This window comes from Blautia sp. AM28-27, from assembly GCF_003480905.1.
In the GTDB taxonomy this organism is placed as follows: domain Bacteria; phylum Bacillota; class Clostridia; order Lachnospirales; family Lachnospiraceae; genus Fusicatenibacter; species Fusicatenibacter saccharivorans.
This window is the reverse complement of the sequence record NZ_QUJK01000021.1, coordinates 7,560-31,602: the sequence shown is the minus strand read 5'-3', so window position 1 is coordinate 31,602 and position 24,043 is coordinate 7,560. Positions and strand designations below refer to the sequence as shown.

Annotated in this window: 22 protein-coding genes; 16 read left to right on the top strand and 6 right to left on the bottom strand. The window is 45.1% G+C overall.

The annotated features are described in order from the left end of the window. Nucleotides 1–25 precede the first annotated feature (25 nt). The 3 genes from DW743_RS16230 to DW743_RS16220 form a co-directional block, all read right to left on the bottom strand. Nucleotides 26–1,471, bottom strand: coding sequence for an Rrf2 family transcriptional regulator (locus tag DW743_RS16230; RefSeq protein WP_117761205.1), 1,446 nt, complete (start codon nucleotides 1,469–1,471; stop codon nucleotides 26–28). Between the two features lie 273 nt (nucleotides 1,472–1,744). Then, entirely contained in the window at nucleotides 1,745–3,403 is a 1,659-nt protein-coding gene (locus DW743_RS16225) for a PucR family transcriptional regulator (protein ID WP_117761203.1), read from the bottom strand. A 298-nt stretch (nucleotides 3,404–3,701) separates the two neighbouring features. After that, on the bottom strand, nucleotides 3,702–4,577 hold the full coding sequence (locus tag DW743_RS16220) for a tyrosine-type recombinase/integrase (protein ID WP_242998507.1): 876 nt from the start codon (nucleotides 4,575–4,577) through the stop codon (nucleotides 3,702–3,704). Between the two features lie 217 nt (nucleotides 4,578–4,794). Here DW743_RS16220 and DW743_RS16215 point away from each other — a divergent pair, with 217 nt between their 5' ends. Both DW743_RS16215 and DW743_RS16210 read left to right on the top strand, forming a co-directional pair. Next, nucleotides 4,795–5,169 (top strand): helix-turn-helix domain-containing protein, encoded by a 375-nt coding sequence (locus DW743_RS16215; RefSeq protein WP_117456480.1) that lies wholly within the window; start codon nucleotides 4,795–4,797, stop codon nucleotides 5,167–5,169. Nucleotides 5,170–5,277: 108 nt separating this feature from the next. After that, nucleotides 5,278–6,519, top strand: coding sequence for an IS256 family transposase (locus DW743_RS16210; protein ID WP_117761201.1), 1,242 nt, complete (start codon nucleotides 5,278–5,280; stop codon nucleotides 6,517–6,519). Between the two features lie 237 nt (nucleotides 6,520–6,756). Here DW743_RS16210 and DW743_RS16205 read toward each other — a convergent pair whose 3' ends face one another. After that, nucleotides 6,757–8,106, bottom strand: a complete 1,350-nt coding sequence (locus DW743_RS16205) for an aminomethyltransferase family protein (protein WP_117761199.1) — start codon at nucleotides 8,104–8,106, stop codon at nucleotides 6,757–6,759. A 20-nt stretch (nucleotides 8,107–8,126) separates the two neighbouring features. Then, the gene (locus DW743_RS16200) at nucleotides 8,127–9,071 is read right to left on the bottom strand and encodes an NmrA family NAD(P)-binding protein (RefSeq protein ID WP_117761197.1); all 945 of its coding nucleotides are present in this window, start codon (nucleotides 9,069–9,071) and stop codon (nucleotides 8,127–8,129) included. A 248-nt stretch (nucleotides 9,072–9,319) separates the two neighbouring features. Between DW743_RS16200 and DW743_RS16195 the strand changes: the two genes are divergently transcribed. Further along, nucleotides 9,320–10,867: a PucR family transcriptional regulator gene (locus tag DW743_RS16195; RefSeq protein WP_117761195.1), complete on the top strand. Its 1,548-nt coding sequence runs from the start codon at nucleotides 9,320–9,322 to the stop codon at nucleotides 10,865–10,867. 85 nt (nucleotides 10,868–10,952) lie between these two features. On the opposite strand, the gene DW743_RS16190 is transcribed toward DW743_RS16195, so the two are convergent. Next, entirely contained in the window at nucleotides 10,953–11,873 is a 921-nt protein-coding gene (locus DW743_RS16190; protein ID WP_158568550.1) for an MFS transporter, read from the bottom strand. Nucleotides 11,874–12,243: 370 nt separating this feature from the next. Here DW743_RS16190 and DW743_RS16185 point away from each other — a divergent pair, with 370 nt between their 5' ends. The 13 genes from DW743_RS16185 to DW743_RS16125 all read left to right on the top strand — a co-directional run bounded on the left by DW743_RS16185 (nucleotide 12,244) and on the right by DW743_RS16125 (nucleotide 23,751). After that, nucleotides 12,244–12,765 (top strand): DUF5720 family protein, encoded by a 522-nt coding sequence (locus tag DW743_RS16185; protein WP_117538719.1) that lies wholly within the window; start codon nucleotides 12,244–12,246, stop codon nucleotides 12,763–12,765. Between the two features lie 30 nt (nucleotides 12,766–12,795). After that, complete coding sequence (locus DW743_RS16180) at nucleotides 12,796–13,668, top strand: DUF6017 domain-containing protein (protein WP_117538720.1); 873 nt, start codon at nucleotides 12,796–12,798, stop codon at nucleotides 13,666–13,668. 72 nt (nucleotides 13,669–13,740) lie between these two features. Beyond that, nucleotides 13,741–14,724 (top strand): DUF3991 domain-containing protein, encoded by a 984-nt coding sequence (locus DW743_RS16175; protein ID WP_117538721.1) that lies wholly within the window; start codon nucleotides 13,741–13,743, stop codon nucleotides 14,722–14,724. A gap of 13 nt (nucleotides 14,725–14,737) precedes the next feature. Further along, nucleotides 14,738–14,962 (top strand): hypothetical protein, encoded by a 225-nt coding sequence (locus tag DW743_RS16170; protein ID WP_087301649.1) that lies wholly within the window; start codon nucleotides 14,738–14,740, stop codon nucleotides 14,960–14,962. Nucleotides 14,963–14,996: 34 nt separating this feature from the next. Further along, the gene (locus DW743_RS16165; RefSeq protein ID WP_117538722.1) at nucleotides 14,997–15,281 is read left to right on the top strand and encodes a helix-turn-helix domain-containing protein; all 285 of its coding nucleotides are present in this window, start codon (nucleotides 14,997–14,999) and stop codon (nucleotides 15,279–15,281) included. Continuing rightward, nucleotides 15,282–16,199, top strand: a complete 918-nt coding sequence (locus DW743_RS16160; protein WP_117538723.1) for a hypothetical protein — start codon at nucleotides 15,282–15,284, stop codon at nucleotides 16,197–16,199. Between the two features lie 30 nt (nucleotides 16,200–16,229). Continuing rightward, a complete protein-coding gene (locus DW743_RS16155) occupies nucleotides 16,230–18,254 on the top strand; it encodes an LPD1 domain-containing protein (RefSeq protein ID WP_117538724.1) in 2,025 nt (674 codons plus the stop codon). Nucleotides 18,255–18,270: 16 nt separating this feature from the next. Next, a complete protein-coding gene (locus tag DW743_RS16150) occupies nucleotides 18,271–19,101 on the top strand; it encodes a hypothetical protein (protein ID WP_117538725.1) in 831 nt (276 codons plus the stop codon). Continuing rightward, on the top strand, nucleotides 19,098–20,201 hold the full coding sequence (locus tag DW743_RS16145; protein WP_117538726.1) for a DUF3846 domain-containing protein: 1,104 nt from the start codon (nucleotides 19,098–19,100) through the stop codon (nucleotides 20,199–20,201). The genes DW743_RS16150 and DW743_RS16145 overlap by 4 nt, the downstream gene beginning before the upstream one ends. A gap of 6 nt (nucleotides 20,202–20,207) precedes the next feature. Then, a complete protein-coding gene (locus tag DW743_RS16140) occupies nucleotides 20,208–21,008 on the top strand; it encodes a hypothetical protein (protein ID WP_006861277.1) in 801 nt (266 codons plus the stop codon). A 51-nt stretch (nucleotides 21,009–21,059) separates the two neighbouring features. Continuing rightward, nucleotides 21,060–21,530, top strand: a complete 471-nt coding sequence (locus DW743_RS16135; RefSeq protein WP_040782631.1) for a PcfB family protein — start codon at nucleotides 21,060–21,062, stop codon at nucleotides 21,528–21,530. Beyond that, on the top strand, nucleotides 21,527–23,371 hold the full coding sequence (locus DW743_RS16130; RefSeq protein ID WP_117538727.1) for a VirD4-like conjugal transfer protein, CD1115 family: 1,845 nt from the start codon (nucleotides 21,527–21,529) through the stop codon (nucleotides 23,369–23,371). The genes DW743_RS16135 and DW743_RS16130 overlap by 4 nt, the downstream gene beginning before the upstream one ends. Before the next feature lie 239 nt (nucleotides 23,372–23,610). Next, on the top strand, nucleotides 23,611–23,751 hold the full coding sequence (locus DW743_RS16125; protein WP_117761191.1) for a Maff2 family mobile element protein: 141 nt from the start codon (nucleotides 23,611–23,613) through the stop codon (nucleotides 23,749–23,751). Nucleotides 23,752–24,043 lie beyond the last annotated feature (292 nt).

The following is a 24,043-nucleotide window of genomic DNA, read 5'->3' as shown; positions in this document are numbered from 1 at the left end:
TAATCTTTTGCCTTCATTTGTTACTTTAATTTTGCCTTTTTAACCAGTTTTGCTGCTTTGCTGCCTCCTGAAAGCATTGCATCAGCTGATTGGAAAATGCTCCGCATTCACCATTTGAAATCATCCGTATCGCCTCTTCAGGTTCATACTTTCTTTTGTATGGGCGATCATTGATCAATGCATCGTAAGCATCAACAATTCCAACAACCTGTGCACACATTGGAATCGCATTCCCTTTTAAACCGTCCGGGTATCCTGATCCATCATATCTTTCATGGTGATGTCTGCATATTTCATAGCTATATTGATTCAGCTTTTCCGTTGTTATCCCTTCTGGGAATCTCTGGGTCATCGCTGCACCTACTAATGGATGTTGCTTCACTACATTCATTTCTTCATCCGTCAATTTTCCATTTTTATTTAAAATTTCAAGTGGTACTTTTATCTTTCCAATATCATGAATCGGTGCCAAATGAGCTACTGACGCTATTTCTTCATCCGTAATCCCGTATTCCGGATATTTTTTCTGCAATTGAAGATATACCTGTTTCGTATAGAAACTGATATCGTCTTGGTACCCTGTTTCAACTAAATGATTATGATTCAATACGGTAGTTAAAAGTGATACCATATCCCAATACTGCTTTGCCATATCCTGTTCTTTTTTTATGAGTTCACGTTCCATCTTTATAACTGTGTTCTGGATAATCTTCTCATTATGCAAGGTAATAATTGCAGTATTCTCATTTACATCTATATATTTTTTTGCTTCCATCCAAACATATGCATTCTTATCTTTTCCAGTAATTCTGCGATACGGAAGATCTTTTTCCATACATCCATCAACTAGTCTTTCTTCTAATCCTTCACTTGATAAGAAGTCATGAACCATTTTTTTGTCAGAATCATACACGTATCTTTCTACATATTGGCTTATGAACTCTTCATAGCTTTCTGCTTTTCTCACTTTCTCATACACTTCACGGATATGTGAATACACACATTCGTAGCTTTTTTCCTTTAAGTTCAGTTTTAATACAACATAAAACCGTCCAAAATATTCATCTTCTCCAGGGCGGATAACGTCTGAAACCTTTACACTCTCTAATTTATTATTGTATGTATTCTGCAGACTCAACAATATTTTATGTATCTTGCAGGTATCTTCTAAATTTCCGGAACAAAAACGATCTTCTTCCAAACAACGATTAATTGCCATTGTTTCCTCTACACACGATATAATATCCATTAAAGAAATGTTCTCCGGTTGTTTTGCCAGCATATAGCCACCATTTGTACCTTCACAGGCAGTGACTATTTTTGCATTTTTCAGTTTTTTCGCTATTTTAGGAACATAATTAGCAGAAACATTTAGCTTCCGTGATAATTCTGATGTAGATACCATCCGTTCCTGTGCTGCTAAGTAACACACAATTCTAATTGCGTAATCTGTTGAATTTTTTAGTTGCATCGTTATCCCTCTAATCTAAACCCTGCAAGGTCTTAGTTTGTATCAAAAAAATACTATCCTCTGTAGCAGTGATTCTTTTCCTGAAATATTTTCTCATCAGTTTCCCAATTATACAGATTGAAACCGGTTAATATAATGTACAATCAATGAAAATATTTATCCGTTTTTTTGTAAAATCTGTTCCATTGTATCGATATTCTCCATTAATATCTTTTTATGAACTTCGTTCAAAAAAAAAGAAACCATGCCTCAACACGATTTCTCTTTCTTTTTCTATTCTATTTCTTTTAACATTTTATAAATAATCAGACCATTACTGACTGCCAGCACTTCATTTGCATTGTCAAAATTAATTCCAGAAATTTGTTTTATTTTTTCAAGTCTGTAAGATATCGTTCTATAATGAACAAACATTGCACCTGCAGTTTTCTTGATGCTTTGGTTATTTCTAAGATACATCTGCAAGGTTGTAATCAATTCTCCCTTATGTTCATCCTCATATAAATATAATTTCTTTAATGTTTCCGGAATGCATCTTTCCAATTCCGTCATATCATCAACTTTGCCGAATATCTGGAAAAATCCGAGGTTCGAATAATGTACTACTGACTTATTCTTATCACCAGTCACCAGGCGGATAATCTCAATATACTTGATAGCCTGACTTGCTTCGTAATAAGATTCTTTCAATCGTTGATACCCTTCCACACTTTTTCCTATACCAATCTGAAAGTCTGTATCTTTCTTTCTATAAAGGATGCTTCGCTGGATAACCTCCTCTATTTCTTCCATCTCTTTCTGATATTCCAGTTCTGTCTGATTGGAATCTACCTGTTGAATCATAACAATCTGATCCATATTTCTGTAAATAAGCGCATCCGGCAAAAGATGCATCAATTCACCCTCGATAACACCTACTTCGTGAAGCTGTTCTTTTGTATATTTTCTTTGTACATTTTTTGTGATGGTATGAAAATCAACAACCCTGTAAGTATCGCTTTCTTTCATTCCGAGCTGTGCTGCCGCTTCAGTCATTTCTTTCGAACTCAGTAATCCATTCAGAATATTATGGATAATATCTCTCTGATACTTCTTTTTCACTTCATCCTGTGCAAATTCACTCAAAAATTCATACTGCAAGTTAATAATCGCATTCTCGATTGCCATATAATCAAGTTCTATCAGTTCTCTATTTTCTTCTGTTATTGTTATATATATATCCACCTCACTCAATATGGCAAATTTCACTATATATTGAACACAGCTTCCTTTCATCTGCTTCATATATTGAAATTTCGTAATAATATTGGGTTTATATGGCTGAATTTCATCTGACAATATTAACTTGGAGTTATCCAAGTTTGTTGAAACCATACAATTAAGATTACCATAATACAATACAACAGGATTCTCGATCATGATGCTTAAAAATTTGATAATATCACTTGCTGTATTGCTTGATCCATTATTTTTTAAAATAAACGTATTAAAATTATCATGTGTAATTTTAAAATACTTTAAGCGTGCAGTGTCTTTATCGAATACCTGCATCATAACATGACGGATAATTCCCCAGTAATATAAATCTCCTGGAATTTCTACCAGAGGAATTTCATATTTTTTGCAGTGTTTTTCTAATAAACTCAATCTGCGTCCTGTAGGATCATATTCTTTTCTTTTCTTTACAATGAATCCACTTATATCACTTTTAACTAAATCTTCAAAATGCTGCTCTACTTCTCGATCACTGCATGATAAATATACCTGAAGACTGGTTATGAGTATTTCACCACCCGTCAGGTATCGCTCCATATCTTCAATTTCGATTATTCGAATGCCTTTCACTTCCAAATCTAGACCTTTTTCACCGCAAAGCAGCTTCATTTTTGGAAATTGTTCTGATTCAAGTAATTTTCTTACAGTATATGCCATCGTTACTCCTTATCCATTGCCAAATCAATACAACATAATATCTGTTATGTTGTTTATGGACAGATTAAGTTTCGTACGATATAATGTTAAATAACACCCTGCTATCTGTTATGCTGTTCATATTACATAGTTCCTTTCTGATTTTTTGGTAGCTGTGCCCTATTTAAGTACCGCTCTTGGTAAATTGGCTATAATCTTTATTATTTTTATTGCTTAAAGTTCTCTTTTAGAGAAAATGAATGACTTGCAGAAATAGGGTAGAACAGGTTAATAGAGGCACTGTACAACATAACAGATATTATGTTGTACATTCCAATATTTCCTGTTCGACAATCTTATCCAGCTTCTTTTGGAACACTGTTTCTGTAGTTGCTGTATATATTCTCGTTACATTGATACTGCTATGTCCAAGTAAATCAGCAAGACCTGTAATATCTTTTGTCACTTTATAATAAATTCTTGCAAATAGATGTCGAAAATTATGCGGGAATATTTTTGATTCTGCTACTCCTGCCTTTTCTTTTAATCGTTTCATTTCTCTCCAAATATTACTTCTGTCTTTTAACTTCCCATTTTTCGTGACAAATATCCAACCTTCTGCTATTTGGTTATTATGGCAATAGGAAAGAAGTTTCCTTTGCAATACCTTCGGCAAAAAAATCCTTCTATACTTTCCTTTATTATAAATCTCTATCTTTCCAGATTTTACACGCTCCACTGTAAAAAATTTTATTTCGCTAATCCGAATTCCTGTACATGCTATTGTTTCAATACACAATGCAAGCTGTTCTTTTCCTTCTGCCATAGCTGTTGCAATCAATTTCCTGCATTCTTTTTCTGTCAATTCTTTCTGATCCTGTAAAAAAGGCTGCTTCTGCACTTTTATTCTTTTCACTTTCAGCTTTCCTACATTCAAAAATTCCAGGAACTGATTCAAGGCGGCAAGCATTGAATTAACACTATTGACAGCATATTTTTGAGCAAGCCATTCTTTATATTGCAACAATACTTTTTTATTGATCCGCTTATCATCTGCCAAAAAAGATAAAAACTTTTTTATATCTGCCATATATTTATTGATTGTTGCCTTTGCATTTTCTTTCTGGTATAGATAATCTGCAAATTTTTCTATCTCACTTTCTGATAGCTCTATTGAAAAATCCATCTGTTCCATAATCATAGTCCTCCTGAGAATTCATTTTCTTTCATTATAGCTGTTCGCTTTTTTGTATTCCCATACACTACTTTTTCTACTTGTTATGCATCCAAGATTTTTCAATATTTATCTCCGATTATATATCGTATTGTTGATTTTAGTCAACAGTAGACGCTTATTTTTATCATCTATTGTGGATATAATTTAACAATACGAGAGGAGATGTCTTATACTAATGTCGGATAGCGAATTATGTTTACAGGAAATCGGAAAAAGAATTATGGATCGTCGAAAAAAGCTGGGACTCACTCAAGAAGCACTTGCAGAAAAAGGGGAAGTCACTACCCAGTTTGTTTCTTATGCTGAATCAGGGAAGCGAGCAATGAGGCCTGAAAATCTGCTAAAAATCTCCTCTGCTTTAGAAGTAAGTGCCGATTATTTACTCACTGGTGAAATTATAGATAAGGATCTGTTGATTCTTTCAGATAAGCTCCGTCGACTCACTCCTTCACAGGTACGCACAGTTGAAGCTATTATAGATGAATGTAACAACCTTTTTAATCAGAAAGAAATTACCCTTCTCTCTCAAAAAAGGAATGGAAGCTACTAAAACAGTAACTTTCCATTCCTTTTTTGAGAGGATGAAACTTTTTCTGTAAAATAATGTTTATAAGGTTCTTCTATGATACAATAAATATCATTAGAAGGGCCTTTTATTATGGCAAGACAAAAGAAACCTGTACATCGTGTACAAATGACAGAAGGAAAACGAAACATCATCCATCAGCTCCTGGAAGAGTACGATATCCATTCTGCAGAAGACATTCAGGATGCGCTCAAGGATCTTTTAGGCGGCACCATTAAGGAAATGATGGAAGCTGAAATGGATGATCATCTTGGTTACGAAAAATCCGAACGCTCAGATAATGATGATTATCGCAATGGTTATAAGCGGAAACAGGTCAACAGCCGGTATGGCTCGATGGAAATCGAAGTGCCACAGGATCGCAAATCAACGTTTGAACCACAGATTGTGAAAAAACGTCAGAAAGATATTTCCGATATTGATCAGAAGATCATTTCCATGTATGCCAAAGAAATGACTACCCGGCAGATTTCCGAAACCATCGAAGATATTTATGGCTTTGAAACTTCTGAAAGCTTTATTTCTGATGTGACTGATAAGATCCTGCCACAGATCGAAGACTGGCAGAACCGGCCACTGGACGAGGTCTATCCCATTCTCTACATTGATGCAATCCATTATTCTGTAAGGGATAATGGCGTGATCCGAAAGCTTGCTGCTTACGTGATTCTGGGAATCAACACGGAAGGAAAAAAAGAAGTTTTAACCATCAGTGTTGGCGATAACGAAAGCGCAAAATACTGGCTTTCCATTATGAATGAACTGAAAAATCGTGGTGTCAAAGATGTATTAATCATCTGTGCCGATGGTTTAACCGGAATCAAAGAAGCGATCGCAGCAGCTTTTCCAAAGACGGAATACCAGCGCTGTATTGTACACCAGGTAAGAAACACGTTGAAATATGTCCCGGATAAAGACATAAAAGCCTTCGCTACGGATCTGAAAACCATTTATCAGGCCACAGATGAAAAGAAAGCTCTGGCAGCCTTAGAGCGTGTAACAGAAAAATGGACACCGAAATATCCGAATTCCATGAAGCGCTGGAAGGATAACAGGGACGCAATCTCGCCGATCTTTAAATTTTCAACGACGGTCAGAACGGTGATTTATACTACAAATGCTATTGAATCCCTGAATTCTACCTACCGGAAACTGAATCGCCAGAGAAGCGTATTTCCAAGCGATACAGCTCTATTAAAGGCACTGCATCTTGCCACATTTGAAGCTACGAAGAAATGGACCAGTACGATCCGCAACTGGGCACAGGTGTATGGTGAACTGAGTATTATGTACGAAGGACGCCTCCCAGAGTAACGAATAAACAGGCGAATAAGACGGGCGGAAAACCGCCTGCTCTTGACATGCCATTCAACAACTGTTATATATAAAACAAGGGTGAGAAGCCTGATTTTCAGGCTTGCCACCCTTGCATATCATAGAAGAATCTTATTTACAGACTTTTTCTCACAGTCTCGCAGATCCCCTGCAAAGCTTGAAAACTCTGCAGGGGAACACATAAATTTTATTTTCCCTATGTAATCATCTCCGGTTTCATCTTTCAAAAACAGGTATATCCGAAACATCCCGCTTTTCATTACGGATATAATCCTGATTATACGGGAATCTGGCAACCTTTGCGCGAACCTTCATCTGGCGGGTTCCCGGCGTTCCCCAGAGTATTTCAAGCTCCGTTCCTTCTTTGGCATATTCTGCGGAAATAAAGGCCAAAGAAATCATGCTGTTATAGGTATAAGAGATGATTTTTCCGCTTGTGATCCCGATCTCCTTATCTGCAGCCAGCACCTTATCTGCCCGGTACTCAAAACCAAACTCTCTGACACAGAAATAGTATTCAAGAGCGGATGGTTTGGTAATATCCTCGCAGGGTTCCTCCCCAGGGCTGAGCATGGTTGCAAAGACTTCTGCCACATCCTTGGCGTTCCATTCCAGGGTTACGCATTTTTTTTGTGGCTTTTTCGACATTTCAAGAAGGGCTTCTTTTCCAATGAAGTCATGATTATATTTAATCAGGAAATCCCATCCCACATCATAGGGAGTAACAAAGCGAGCCTGAAGATCATCCCCCACACTTCCGAGAAGCCTTCGATTGAGATTGAACATGGATAACTGAGGCACTGTGCGCATATATTCTGTCATTTTCTCGCTGGTTTCCAGCCACGGAAGCGGATAGTGAAGATTGATATTCGGGAATCCAGCCTCCGTATGGTTAAACAGGTTATAAGCCTGGAGCCCAAGCTTTCTTGCTCCCAGCTTTTCACCTGCCGCCCATACCAGATTATAGATCTCCGCATAATCCGCCATATCTCCGTGAATTTCATAAGCAAGGTTGCCGGACATGCCAAGCCGGATGATGCGTACCTGTTTTCCGTTTACCTCCTGGATTCTATGTCTGCCGAATTTGATGTCGTGAAGATTGGCCTGGAATGCGTTTTCCAGAATCTCTAAGGACTTTTCACCGTCAATCTGGATAAAATATTCCTTTCCGCTCATGTTTTCGCCATGCACATCCAGATCTGATGTATTGACATAATAAGAGATCACCGGATCAAGCCAGTAGGTTCTGTAACGATCTTCTCCGATACGGATTACAACGCCGTCTGTCAGAATCTGACCTTTCTCATTGCACATTACGGCATGGCGTATGCCGTTCATTCCCAGCGTGGTAAAATCATTTGTACAAACCTGTCCCATTAATTTAACGGCATCCGGTCCGTATACATCATAAATGGGGGATGTCATAAGCGCCGTTCCAATCCATGCGCTGGTCTGATATGCCTTGATCTCATCCTCCACGCCCGTATAAGCATATGCCGTAATAAAAGATCCCTGTGGGAACAATAAGGTGGCGCCTTCCAGCGCCGGATTCATCATTTCTGCCATTTTTCGTCCTCCTACTGTTTTTAATTATCTGTAGATGTTCTTGTTCCGATTAAATGATTTTCCATATCTTCAAACATTTCTCTTACCGTGATGGGCTTTTGCCCCGTCAGCTTTTCAAAATCATCTGTAAATGTACTCATTTGATTCAGACGGATTGCCCTGCCAAAGGACACCATTCCATCTGAGCAAAATGGAAAGTTCTTCGCCGTGTCCGCCCACATTTCCTCCGTTGTCCTTGGAACGCCGATGGAGTCAAAGAACTCATACATCTCATCATCGTTGATATATTGATATTCCGTCTTTTTACCCGTAACCTCCGAGGCGATTGCCATGTACTGTGCAATTGTCAGAAGCTCGGCTCCATTTATATCAATAATTCGATCTTCCCAATCAGACATTGCCGCACAGGCCGCCGCAAGCGCACAGTCATCCCTCGAAACAAATGCCATTTTCCCATCTCCCATGTTATTGCGGATGATGCCGTTTGTATTTTCAACTGCTTCCACAAATGTGGAGACCATTGCTTCCGCATATTGGGAATCCCGAAGAATCAAATAATGGATGGGCTGTTTTTTGATATACCTTTCGGTCCATACATGATCGTTTACTTCGTAAGCATTGATATCCTCATGTCCGGCTCCTACAATCGATGTATAAACCAGTTTGTTTACACCTGCCGCCACAGCCGCATCAATTGCAATTTTATGTGCCGCTCTTCTTTTCGGTCCAACGAATGGCATGGAGATCAGAATAACTGTATCCGCATCTTTAAATGCTTCCGTCAGTTTTTCCGCATTGTTAAAATCGGCAATTCTGGTTTCAATGCCCATTTCCTGGTATTTTTCAAGACCATTTTTTGTTGGAGCCGTAAAAATCAAAGCTTCATGAGGATATTTTTCCAGCAATACACGGGCTGATCTGCTTCCAAAATTTCCGTCTACTCCATTTAACAATATCTTTTTCATAAAAAATAATCCTTTCACTATATAGTTATAATATTAAAAAATCGATACCCCTTTATAGGATGCTCCCTCAGCTCTTTTTATTGCCTCCTTCCTTTTGTCTGAATTATATTATCTCCTCTCTAACTGTCGGCGCCTGAATAGTGTTTCCTATATATTCATAGTAAAGCAGTTGCCATCTCCCGTCATCAGTTATATAATTCATTTATACTGTCTTTTTTCGTCAAAAATAACCAAAGGAGTTTTTTGCAATGAAATCTATGAGCATTTCTGTCATCCTTGACTGGATTCCTGATAAATACAGGATTTTTTATAAATCTACGGGCTTAGATCAATTATTCCGGCATGCCCGCATGCTTGATGATTCCATGGAAATAATCGATAATGATTTTCTGTATTTAACACAAGAGAGCTCTTTCCTTGATAGGGAATGGGATATACGTAAGCCCCGGTTCCTGATTTTCTGTACCAAAACCGGATCAAAGGAGGGACAGATAAACCCTTCCTGGATGGAGCATGCCGCCATCTTATATACGGACGAGCCTTTTCATAAGGTATTCCATGAGTTTCTGGATATTTTTGATAAGTACTATGCCTGGTATGAGCAATGCCTAAAGATAATTATCGAAAACAAAGACGTTTCAGATCTGCTTGATTATGCGGCCACCTTTCTTTGCAACCCGATTGCCCTTTTTTCTCCAACCGGAAAGCTGCTGCATTATACCGGGAAATTTCAGGAAAAAATCGAGGGAACTCTCTGGGACGAGGTTATCAATTTCGGCTTTACACCGACAGAATCCATATATCCTGACGAACACCAGAGAGTTATGCAGGAAATTCACAGCGGAAACCGCTTAATCTCCAGCGTCTTTCGTCAGGATCCATCCCATCACTCTCTGACCGCTCCGCTTTATTTTGAGGGAAAAAACTTTGGAGCATTCGGTACGACAGATATGAACGGTCCCTTTACGGAAGCACAAAAGGCTTTGTTATTAGAAGTCGTTCATTTTACAGAGCTTGCTATGAATCACCAGATTCAGCCTTTTCTTTTGCAGGATGAAGAAAACTATTATGTTATACGGCTTTTACAGGGATATCCGGCAGATGAGCTTTCTACCTCTTATTATCTCCAAGCCAGAAATTATACGAACGAGGATATTTGGTATCTTTATCAATTTTCCCTTCCAGAATCTGACGTCTCGGATACCCGTCAGTCTGCCTATATTCACCAGATAAAAAACATTCTGCCTCATGGAGTTGTCCTCTATTTTGAACATTCTATTGTTGCGGTTTGCCGCAGGCGGGATTTTGATCCTGATTATGAAAAATCATACGCCGCACTGGAGGATTTGCTAAAACGGCTTTCCCTTAAGGTCTATATAAGCACCCGTTTTTTTAGATTCACGGATCTTTCCATGGCATATGGACAATGCAGGCTTATGAAATCTTACCCTTTGGAGCCTCAAAAACATATTCAAAGGTTTGATGAAGCCTTTCTACATGTTTTATATGGTGTCCTTAAGGAAAAAAACTCCTTGCCGGGCTTCTGCCACCCAGCTGTTTTATCCCTGTGGCAAAGCCATATGGAGCAGGATCTCACACTCATTCATAATTTAAAATGCTATCTTATCAACGGAAGAAATATAGCGGAGACTGCCCGGACGCTTCATCTTCATAGAAACACCTTGATCTACCGGCTACGAAAAATCGAAGACCTGCTCCATATTTCACTGGATTACCTGGATGAAAATATGCTTCTCTATTTATTAATATCCTGCTTCATCTGCGAAACACTCTAATTTGGACATCCTCCTATGCTTGAAATTTGGCTTGCGACAGCAATTTCATTGCAACATAGGAAGATTTTCATTTATTTTGTGATTCTTACTTTTGATTGTTTCCGAACTGAGGGAGTAACAGCCCACAGAGGAACATAATTACCATACATATGGATGCAAGCATAAACAACAAACTATAATTATCTCCCGCAATTGGTGTTAAGATATAAGTTGGAATCAAAACAGCTCCAAGAAGCTGTAATGTAGAGATGACACCCGCCGCACTTCCTGCATATTTAGTTCCAATTCCTTCTAACAAAACCGGTGCGGAAAGGAAAATAGGCATTGACGCTCCAAGCATAATTCCAGTATAAAGAACCAGTATGTGTAAAACGAATATGGACGGAAATCTCCAACACATAATAATTCCGGCAAAACTCAACACGGCAGCTCCTGATACAAACACTTTAACATTTTTGATTTTAGAGAATACAATGGGACCTGTAATAGAACCAATACAATTTCCCAATGTCAACATAGATGCAATCGTACCACATACTTTCAAATCTATTCCATACATGGTCTGCAATGCCATCGGCATAAAAGTGGATAAAGTTACCGTACTGCCAAGAGCCATCATAATGCAAATAGAAACCAGCCATATACCTTTATTAGAAAGTACTACCTTAAGAGAATCCCCAATGGAAGGTTGATTTTCCTGATCTATCTTCTCCCTTTCTTCCATTGTATCCTCTGGCTTATCTTTCACAAAAAACAACCATAAAACAAATACACTAATACAGAATATTGCTGATACAATAAAAGCAGATGTCCTGCTATCAAACAAAACTGCCGTCGTTGCTGTCGCAAAGGCTCCCGGAAGTTGTCCGCAAAATGCAAATATACCCATCAAAATTCCTAGCTTTTCCTGCTCAAACCAACTTGCAGTAATCTTGGATGCATTAATATTTACAAACATATTGGAGAAACCGGTTAATGCCATGCAAAGAAAAAATGGCATATCCATACTAAATCGTGATCGACGTGAATCAGCACCGCCAGATTGATGCATGTCCCATTCGGTCTGCGATTGCTAATCCCGTAAATCCCATATTAATCAATAACGATACATGGGAATGCCGTTACGGTATAATAACGACAAACGGAAAAAGCCTTTATTTTCAAGGGGTTTGAGCGTTTGCCGTCATTTATTCAATTCCTTTTCCAAGTTGAAATGCGACGAGAAAATCATCGAAAAAAGGAGGTTGTTTCATTAACGACAAAATTTAATAGTGCCAGCGGTCCGGTATTGCCGGATCGCTGATTGCCGTGGGCGTTTCACTTTTACAGGTGGACGCCCTTTTTTCATACCCATTTTCAAGAGAAAGGATATTCACATGGAATTAAATGAAATGGAAAAACGGCTGCTGTTTCAGGTTGAGGGTGACTATCAATCCAAAGTCCTGAACGAGCTTTGCATGACCGCCCGGTACACAAAGAATCCCGAACAGCGGAAGGCAGCGGAGAATCTGATGGCAAAGCTGCGCGTTCTGACGGATGCCGAGTGCATGGACATTGTGCGAGATATTCAGAAGAATTACCGTCTGCCTTACCCTCCCCGGACGATTGGGGAAAAGATTGCCGAGGCCAGGCAGCAATCCGGTGCGGAGAAATTGAAGGGGCATGACATCATGGCGCTGGAACGCTTCGACCCGGAGGTACGCCACATGATCGTCTTTGATGTGCTGTCTTATGATTCCCCGGTGGGTGACAAAGGTGATAAGATGCGCCTGTTCCTTACGGATGCCGGCTATCAGAAATTCTTAGACAGCCAGGAACGGGGCGAAGTCAAACTGAAAAACCATGCGAAGGTTTCAGGCGGGCACCTCCACTATGACCGCAGGGACCGCGCCTTGTAACGGAAATAACCGGAGAAAGGAGGCTGTGAAATGGCTGTATTCCGGGTAGAAAAAACGAAGGACTTCACGATCATGTGCAACCACCATCTGCGCAATACGGAACTGTCCTTAAAGGCAAAGGGGCTTCTCTCCCTCATGCTGTCGCTGCCGGAAGATTGGGACTACACCACAAAGGGGCTCGCCCATATCTGTAAGGACGGTGTGGATTCGATCACTACCGCCCTGAAGGAGCTGGAGCGGCACGGGTATCTCACCAGACAGCGCCTCCGCTATGAGAACGGGCAGCTCGGAGATATTGAATATACCATCCATGAAAAGCCTGTAAACGCTGAAAAACAGGCGTTTCCACCTAAACGGGAAAATCCAGGACAGGTAAATCCAGGACAGGCAAAGCCTGAACAGGCCGAACCTGGACAGGAAAATCCCGCACAATTAAATACTAATCCACAAAGAACTAAAAAATCAAAAACGGATATATCAAGGACTCATCAATCAATCTATCCGGCAGAGCCGGAGGCGGCGGGCCGCCCGGATGGGATGGATCGGATAGAGTTGATAGACGCTTATCGTGAAATTCTGAAAGAAAATATCGAGTATGACTGTATGGTCTCCCGGTATGGGAAGGAACGCTTAGACGAGACTGTGGAACTTATGCTTGAAGTGATTTTATCCAAACGTCCATATATCCGTATCGCCGGGGATGATTTTCCCAGGGAGGTGGTAAAGGGCCGTTTCCTGAAGATCAATTCCGGCCACTTGGAGTATGTCTTTGACTGTATTGACAAGAACACCACAAAAGTCGGGAATATCAAGGCATACCTGTTGGCGGCGCTGTATAATGCCCCGGCAACAATGGACAGTTATTACCGTGCCGAGGTCAACCATGATCTGTACGGCTGTTAGGCGCCTCTGGGCGTCTTTTTTCATCACAGGAAGGAGGCGGGGCACGATGAAAAGAAATACTGTGCCGGCACTATGCCCGGCGTAACCAAAGAACAGATTCAGGCGGCGCGGGAGGCGGACCTTTTCGCATACCTGCAGTTCCATGAGCCTGGGGTACTGAAACGGGACGGGCTCAATTACCGGCACAAGGAGCATGACAGCCTGGTCTATGTGACCGGGAAAAGGTACTGGTACTGGAACAGCCGGGGCCGGAGTATCAACGCACTGGATTATCTGATCCAGATTCGGGGCTATGGGCTGGTGGATGCGGTCCATACGCTGGTAGGCGGAGAAATCCAGCAGACACCGGCCTATCGGAGTACAACAATAACAGCCCATGTGCAGAAAGAACCGGAGAAGAAAATATTTTCCCTCCCCTGGGCCAGACGGTGCGCTACCTCTGCCGTTTCCTATTTACAGCGGCGCGGGATCAGTTCTGATGTGATCAGCCGGTGTTTCCGGGAAGGGCTGTTCTATGAGGCACGGTATCATGGCGAGCCGGTCTGTGTGTTTGTGGGAAAGGATGAAGCCGGCAAAGCGAAGTTTGCCTGTATGCGGAGCATTACCGGCAATCTTAGAAAAGATGTTTACGGCAGCGACAAGGAATACAGCTTCTGCTATCCACCGAAGAATCCAGGCAGCCGACATGTTGCAGTGTTTGAGGCGCCCATTGACGCCCTCTCCCATGCCACGCTGCAGGAATTGGAAGGCTGGAAATGGGATGGCTACCGGCTATCGCTGGGCGGTACTTCCCATGTGGCGCTGATTGCATTTTTGGAACGCCACCCGGAAATCCGACGCATCAATCTCTACATGGACAATGACCTTGGCGGCCTTAAAAATGCCAGGAGGATTCAGGCAATGCTCCATGAGGACCGGCGTTTCAGGCATATCCGGGTGGGGATCAACCCGCCCCGCACAGGCAAGGACTATAACGAAAAGCTGCTGCGGATCAGGGAGCAGATACAGGAACGCCAGCAGCCACGCCGCCAGAAAGAGGCGGCTGTTTCTATTTAAGGGGGATTTGCTTATGAATGAAAACCAGCAGATTTGCTTTACGGACAGCACAGGAAAGGAACTGTTTTCGCTTCCGGACAACGGTGTGCTCTGCCTGTTCTATGGGAACGGGGATACGCATTTTTCTCTCTGCCGGTTCCTGGACCAGTCCCATGCGGAGATTGACGGAGTGAAATATGCCGTCCAGGAATTTGCCCGGAGGATGGAACACAACAAAATCAGCTTTGCCCCGGCTTAACAGCGAGGGGCCAGAATAACAGGAGGAATTTACAATGACAAATACAGAAAATACCGCTTTACAGATGATTGCCGAAGCTGCCAGGTGCCCGGACTATGGCCCCGATATGGTTAAGGCTCTGATGGAAAAACTGGATATGAACGAGAAAGGCTTTGCGCTTCTGATGAATGTCGCCCCTTCCACGGTCCGGCTCTGGACCAGTGGTGCCGTGCAGCCCAGCGGAACGGCCAAGCGGCTCATGCAGATTTACGAAACCGGGCCGGAGATCGTCGGCAAGATTGCCGGAGGCCCCATTCCAACGGACGGGAGAGATTCGTAAATGACGGAGGGAAGAAACCGGAAAAGCGAACCGCTGCCGCAGATTTATTTGATCCGGGACACGGACCTGACTACATTTGCCTACGAGCTTCATATTTTCCCCGGTGATTTTTTGCGGGAAAGTGAATTCAATATGCGCTCTCTGATGACAAATACTGGAGCGGATTCTATCGCTATCATGGGAAAAAACCACATATGGCTTGCTGATGCCCTGTCTGCCTACTATCCCACAGGAGAGCTTTACCGGATGGCCGCCATGACGGAATACCCCGGCGCCAGGGCTTTCCTGTTCCACACAGAGCGTAAGGAGGACGGACGGCTGTACGGGGATGTCCTGATGACGGACCTTGACACGCTGCGGCAGGACATAGAACGGAATACCCTCTACCCTTACGGAGTCAACATGGAATACCGGGACGGCACGAAGGCGGAGGCAGGCATTGAAAAATGGGAGGCAATGGAACTATGCGAAAAGGACGCCCTGAAAACCTGGCGCTACCTCTATGCGCCGGAGCAGGTGACGGAATGGCAGCACCACTATTCCAACCTGTTCAGCCAGTGGAAGGCACAGGCATTTTCCTATATGCCCCAGGATTTGGAGGAACGTCTGAATGTGGAGTATATGGAGGAGGCGCAGAACCCGGACACAGATATGTACCGCATACCCCTGGGAACGGCGAAGCAGTTGCTTCTTGACGGGGCTTCGGTCTACCGCCTCCTTCCCGGAGGGGCGGAAAAGATTGCGCCTATTGCGGCTGTCCGGGCGGGCCTCTGGTATGAGCATTATCGGGAGTTTGCCGTTACCCCGGAGGACCTGGGCGCGCTTGACCGGCTGGTCCGCAGGGAGACAGACCGGCTCATGAGAATACGCCCGCAGCTTGATAAATCACAGGAACGCCGCCCTTCCCCGGAGCGGTGATTTTTTATGACAGACTGGAGGTGATATTGATTGGCGGATAACATACAGCATGAAGATTTCGGGGAAAAGATCGGCGGCGCGAAAAAAGACTTATGGAAGGACCGGGGGCTCTATGTGAACGACCTGGACGCCATGAATGAGCGCGAAGCCGAGAAATTTGTAAAAAAGGATAATATCTGGAAGAAACCGGATTATCAGGCCATGCTTGATGATGGGATTCCCCTTGGCGTGGTGTATTTCATCAAAAAGGCGAGGGACGGGCTGAACGCCTCCCCGCAGTATTACCGCAGGGATGATACGCCGGAGAAACGCCTTGCAAGGCAGAAAGAATATATCCAGACGGTACGGGAGCTGCAGGGCGCGGTTTCGGAAGTCCGCACCGTGGAGGACGCCATGCAGGTCTATGACCGTTTCTTTGTGGAAAACGGGTATCTGGAACAGGTGCAGGGCTGGGGCAGCGGAATCCATTACCAGGCAACGGAAAAGGGCCGTGAGAACCCGGCCATTACAAACAAGCTGTCCAATACCCTGATGGTCCGCTCGGCAGGATATTTTGAGCGGAACTTCACACAGAAAGCACAGAAGGAACAGTTTGGCGTTTCCAAAGACCAGAAGGTGCCGAAGGGCTATGCGATCCATTTCAACGACGGGAAGAATACTTATTCCAAAAATAATGACTGGAAACCTGATACCTGGTATGTGACGAAGGGCTATTCCATCTTACAGACAAATTTTGAAACGCGGGAGGCTGCCCTGAAATGGGTGCAGGAGCTGGCAAAAGGCCGCAGCAAAAGCGGAAAGACGCGGTTTGTGCCTCCACAGCTTATCGCTGTGCGGCGAACCGGGCCGGATTACAGAAACGGCGCAGAGATTACCGGTCAGCACTACCTTGATACTTTCGGATTTCGCGGCGGTGAGTTTGGGAACTGGATGAACCAGAATGACCGGCAGGCTTCCCTCAACATGGGGTTTGAAGCGCTCAAAGATTTGGCGGCAGCCCTGCAGGTCAGCGACAAAGATATTGCCTATCAGGGGACGCTTGCTATCGCTTTCGGCGCCAGGGGCAGCGGCAATGCGGCAGCCCACTATGAACCGCTTCGCAAGGTTATCAATCTCACGAAGATGCACGGGGCCGGCTCTTTGGCACATGAATGGTGGCACGGGTTGGACGATTACCTGGGTACGAAAATGGGCGCAAAGGGGATGCTCTCAGAACAGCCCCGCCTCTATGCGCCATTTCAGAAGTTAATTGAAGCCATGAAATATAAACCGGAGACACCGGAGCAGGCGGTGGCCCGTACCGAAGCACAGACGGAGCGCACCCGGAAAAATGCGGCAAGCTGGCTGGATTCTGCGGTGCTCGGTTCTCTGAAACGGCATGGCAATGAGGAACAGATGGAAACTTACGCGGTTCTCAGGGAGGCGTTTCTGTCCGGCGAGGCCGGCTCCGTGGAACAGATCAGTGCCTTTAAGAAGTCTGTCACCGGGCGGGTGATCCCCAAAAGTGAGCGGGAAAGGCTGGAAATATTCGAGCACATGCTGTCCGGGATGCAGGCACAGGAGGCCCCGCAGATTGGACGTGTGGAGACCGATTTTTACCGAAATTCCGTGCGCATGGGAAAGGAATGTGAAAAGGACGGCGGCTATTGGGACAGCAACGTGGAAATGACCGCCAGGGCCTTTGCCTGTTACATCAAGGATAAGCTGCCCTATCAATCGGATTATCTGGTGGGCCATGCGGATTGTGCCGTTACCTTTGTTTCCGATAAAGACGGAAAAATGGAGGTTTTGAAAGCCTATCCTGAAGGTGAGGAACGGCGGGCTATCAACGCGGTATTTGACGAGATCGTGGCAGACCTGAAACGGGAGCAGATACTTACCCATTCGGATGTGACGCTGCCCCTTCCGGCGCAGCCATTAGCAGAGAATGAGCAGATTTCCATATTTACGGCAGAGCGGCCTTCGGTCATGGCACAGCTTGCAGCGGCGAAGCCGGCAGAAAAAACTACCCCGGCACAGGCGGTCCCGAAAAAGAGCCGTGTGCCGGAGATTTAAGGAGGTGTGAAAGATTTTGGAAGAAAATAAAGATTACCGTGCTTACCGGTACGGCGATCATTTGGAACCAGGTGCAGAGCTGAAAATCGAGCACAGTGTTTCTTGTGAAGATGTGGATATTTCCTCCCTGATTACAATGGGCGCCGAAAATCTGGAGGCCATGCGCCAGGGAAGTATCGACGGTGAACAGAAAGCCTATGAGATTGTGGTCGCGGCGGCAAAGCAATGGGAAAAGCAGGCAGCCGCCACGCAGATGATCAACCGGGCGCTTTCTTACCTGCGAACCCCGGAGGTGACGCATACCGCAAATGAATGGCGCAAAACCGGCAACTGGCGGAATGACGAAGAAATCAGCAACCGCGTCTACCGCATGAGTTGTGGTATTTGGGAAGATACCAAATATGACCGGGAAACCAAACAGAGCGTACCGGTTGCCTGGTATGTGACCTGGGATGTCTATGTGAACTCCCCAAAGCAGGGCTATGGCGAAAAGATTGCCGGGCAGAATCAGAAACGCTACACGGACAAGGCCGCCGCTGAAAAGTATCTGGAAGGCCGGAAAAAAGCCTACTCCCATTTATTCACGGAAATTTCCCCGCAGATACCAAAACAGTATGAGCACCATTTCACTGTATATGGAGCACTCCTGCCGGGGTACACGGTGGAGGGTCAAGAACCGGTAAAAACAGACCGTACCGCCGCCGATGTTTCGGAGGGCGGTATTTCTATGCCTGAAAAACCGGAGAAACCTTCCGTGCTGGGAAAGCTGTCTGCGGCCAAAACGCAGGAGAAAACATCTGCTGCTCCCGGTGCGGCAAATAAAAAGAAGGAGGATATGCAGCTATGAAGGTGTTAATGGTAGAGCCGGGCAAATCGCCCTATGAGACTGAAATTGAGGGCGGGCTGGAATCCTTGCAGGCAGCCGTTGGCGGAGATATTCAGGCAACTTATCCCTTTGACGATCTGGTTGGGCTGATCTGCAATGATGAAGGCAAGCTCATAGGTCTGCCCTTAAACCGGGCACTTTATGATGATGAGGGCCATTTGTACGATATTGTTCCCGGCAATTTTTTGATCGTCGGTTTGGGCGAAGAAGATTTTACAGACCTTCCCGCTGACCTGATAGAGAAATACACGGAGCGATTCAAATACCCGGAGAAGTTCTTCCGGCTGGCGGGTGAGATCGTTGCGGTGAAGCAGCCCCTCCCACCGGAAGAAAAGCAGCAGCCGGCTTCTGTCATGGAGGAACCGGGCAGGGATGACATAAGGCTTGACGATACCACGGATTTGGCCTTTGACCTGGATGAATTTTTCAGGCAGAACAGCGGGGCCTATGCAGACCTGTACCCGGATTCCCATGCAGAGAAAGAGCGCATGGCGGACGAGCTGCTTTCAGGAGATACCGGAAAAATCCGAATGAGGCTGGCGGCATTTGAGCGCGAGGAACACATGGAGGGAGAAACAGCGCCGCTTTTAGCGCGTATTTCTTCCTATGAAAAAGAGTACGGGATCAGCACTTATTCTATTTATCAGCTTGGCTTATCGGACAATACAGATAACCTCCGTTTTATGTCTCTGGACTGGCTGGAAAGCAAAGGGTTTTCCGTGGATCGGGATCATTACCAGATGGTCTATGCAAGGCAGCGGGAACCGGGCGAAACACTGGAGGATATTTACAGGCGGTTCAATATCGACCACCCGGAAGATTTCAGGGGCCACTCCCTTTCCGTTTCCGATGTGGTGGTCCTGCATGAGAATGGCGCGGATGCCGCATATTACGTGGACAGTATCGGCTTCAAGGAGCTGCCGGGCTTCTTTGACGCAGGGGCACCGGAGGCCAGGCGGGATGTTTCGGTGCGGGAACAGCTTGACAATGCAAGGAAACAGGCAGCGCAGACAGAGCCGAAAGCACCGGATAAAAGGCCCAGAGAGCCGGAAAGGAGCTGATAGCTTATGCTGATGGCAGTAGAAGGTCCCTATGCCCTGATGGTGCAGCCGGACGATATTTTAATCTCTCCCCGTGAGGTAGACGAGCATTTTGGAACGATGGTCTGCTTCCACTCCCGCTACGCACTGGGTGACAGCCACAATTACATGGATAAAGACGATTTCCTGCGGGAGATGTATTTAGATACCGTGGGACATGATGAAGCGGGCCTGAAACGCTATGAACACATGGTGAACATTGTGAGCAGCCGGTTCCGGCACGGGCCCAAGACGGAGGAACAGGCGGTTGATGACGCCATGCTGAAGGTGATCTCCGAAAAATACATTACGCTGCCCCTTTATCTGATGGATCACAGCGGCCTTGCCATGCAGACCACAAGTTTCAATGATCCCTGGGACAGCGGGCAGGTGGGATGGATTTATGTTTCCAAAGAGGATGCCCTAAAAGAGTTCGGCGGCGAAAAAATGACCGGCGCCCTTCGGAAAAAGGCGGAGGATCTGATGCGCAGCGAAGTGGCCGCTTATGATTCCTACCTGCGGGGCGAGTGCTACGGATTTGAGCTTTACAAAAACGGCGAACTCACGGATAGCTGCTGGGGCTTTATGGGCGACCTGGCCGATGTCTGTAAAGATATGGCTGAATATCTCCCGGAGGGCTGTAAGAATATGGTGGACCACCTGGAGGAACAGGATCACCCGGCGACCATCATCAAGACGCTTTTGAAACATGCGAAAATCCAGGTGAACCAGGCGGCAAAAGCCTTTGAACATACCCCGCGCCAGCAGGTGATCGGGGACGCTCGTTAAACAGTTATTTCCTATTTATTATTACAGATTCTATCAGGAAGGAGGATGCACATGCAGGAAGAATTGGAACAGCGGACCGTTTCGGTCTCCATCCAGGCGGCAAAGCTGTCCGGGCGGGTGCTGCGTTCTGCGATTGCCGCTGTGCTCAGGAAAATGGAGCAGGAACGCACTACCCCGAAAGTCGGCAGGAACAGCATGAAACGGCTGACCTATAAAGACCCTGGAGCCAATACCATTGAAGTGTCCGGCAGAATCCGCTCTTTTGAGCGGTACGCCAGGAAACACCAGGTCCGCTACCATATTGAAAAAGAGCTGGGGACCGATCCCCCGAAATGGACGGTCTATTTCAAAGCAAACCAGGCGGACGCACTGACAGCGGCTTTTAAGGAATTTACGAGGAAGGATCTTACCCGCAGCACCAGGCCGTCGCTTCTTTCCCAGCTTCATAAATTTAAGGAGCTGGCGCAGGCGCTTGGCCGTGACCGGGTAAAGAACAAGGAACACGGAGGGCCGGAACGATGAAGATAGATACCGATGCCCTGAAAAAGCAGGTGATCCTCCATCTGCCCTATCTTCTGTTCCTTCTGGTCTTTGCGAAGCTGGGCGAGGCGGTTCGCCTTGCCCCCGGAGCGGATGCCTCACAGAAATTATTAGGGCTTTCCGAAGGTTTCTCACTGGCTTTTCAGAGTATGTGGCCCGGTGCGGCGCTGGACTGGCTGGTGGGATTATGCGGTGCGGTGATTGTGCGGCTGGCAGTCTATCTTAAAGGAAAGGATGCCAAAAAGTACCGCAAAAATGTGGAATACGGGAGCGCCCGCTGGGGCAACAAAACAGATATTGCCCCTTTTATGGACCCGAAACCGGAAAACAACATTATCCTGACGCAGACCGAGGGGCTTATGATGTCCGGCAGGCCGAAGAATCCGGCCCATGCCCGCAATAAAAATGTGCTGGTAGTCGGTGGTTCCGGCTCTGGCAAGACGAGATTTTTTATCAAGCCCAATCTTATGCAGATGCACAGCTCCTATGTCGTCACCGATCCGAAAGGTACGGTCTTGATTGAGGTGGGAAAGCTGTTAAGCCGCGGCACACCGAAACTGGATAAGGACGGCAACCCGGTCCGGGGAAAGAATGGAAAAATCGTGTATGAGCCTTATAAGATCAAGGTATTCAATACGATCAACTTTTCAAAAAGTATGCACTATAACCCTTTTGCTTACATTCACAATGAGAAGGATATTCTGAAACTGGTAACGGTGCTGATCGCAAATACCAAAGGAGAAGGAAAATCCGGCGACGATTTCTGGGTCAAGGCCGAAACTTTGCTTTACACAGCATTGATCGGCTATATCTATTATGAGGCCCCCACAAACGAGCAGAATTTTTCCACTCTGGTAGAAATGATAAACGCTATGGAGGTCCGGGAGGATGACGAAAGTTTCAAAAATGCCGTTGACCTTCTCTTTGACGCACTGGAACAGAAAGACCCGGACCACTTCGCCTTACGCCAGTATAAAAAATACAAACTTGCGGCGGGCAAGACAGCAAAATCTATCCTTATTTCCTGCGGTGCCAGACTTGCCCCCTTCGACATTAAGGAAGTCCGGGAGATCACTATGTATGACGAGTTGGAGCTTGACTTGGTTGGAGATAGGAAAACGGCGCTGTTCTTTATTATCAGCGATACGGATGCGACATTTAATTTCCTTGTCAGCATGGCCTATACGCAGTTGTTCAATCTGCTGTGTGAGCGTGCCGATGACAAGTACGGCGGCAGGCTGCCGGTGCATGTGCGGTGCCTGATCGACGAGGCCGCCAATATCGGGCAGATTCCAAACCTGGAAAAGCTGATGGCAACGATCCGTTCCAGGGAGATTTCGGCCTGTCTGGTCCTGCAGGCGCAGAGCCAGCTAAAGGCGCTTTATAAGGACAACATGGACACCATCATCGGCAACTGTGACGCTTCCCTTTTCCTGGGAGGCAAGGAAGAAACCACGCTGAAAAGCTGGAACTCCCTGCTCGGGAAAGAGACCATCGACATGTATAACACCAGCGTCACGAAAGGCACCCAGGAATCCCACGGCCAGAATTTTCAGAAGCTGGGAAAGGATTTGATGTCGGTGGACGAGCTGGCCGTGATGGACGGAGGAAAATGTCTGCTGCAGATCAGAGGCGTGCGCCCTTTCCTTTCCCGGAAGTACGATATTACCAGACACCCAAATTACCGGCTGCTTTCCGATTTCAATGAGAAGAACGCTTTTGACATTGAGAAATTTTTATCTACAAAAATGCCGATGCGTCCCGGCGAGCTGTACCGCAATTATGAGGTCACAGCGGAGGATTTGGAGGCTCCGGCTATGTGATGATGTAGCTGCCTGTTAAGGTTTCTGGCTTTGACGGGCTTTTTCTTTTCACCGGAAGGAGGTTTTATTGAGGATTCGTGCCCCTCCCTGACAACTGAATATTTTTTCAGGTATATCCTGAACTCTGCCGCCCCTGTGCTTTTTGTAGATGTTCTTGAAGCACAGGGGCGTTTTTTCGTTTCCGGCCTGATATGGCCGCAACACAAAAACAATATTTCTTAAATTAAAGGAGGAACTATATGGCTTTTTTTGCAAGTGCGATTGATACCCTGAAAATCCTGGTTATTGCTCTGGGCGCCGGCCTCGGCGCATGGGGCGTCATCAACCTTCTGGAAGGTTATGGCAATGACAACCCTGGTGCCAATGCTCATGTGCGGTAAAGTAATAAAAAGATTTAGGTAGCCGCCTTAACTATTCCTAAATAAGATAATATGCACAGTATTTTCTCGTAAATAGAAAATAAATTATTGCATTTTACCAATTATTATGTTAAAATGACAATGTAACAAAGAGCTATGTATTTTTAAGGAAAGGGAGGAACTTATGAATTTAAGAAAATCTATTTTAGCACTTTCAGTAGTAGCTGGAATTGTAGCTGCTCCAATGACTGTATTTGCCGCTCATACTCATAGTTGGGGTTCTCCCCAGTACTATGGATATGAAGATGAAATG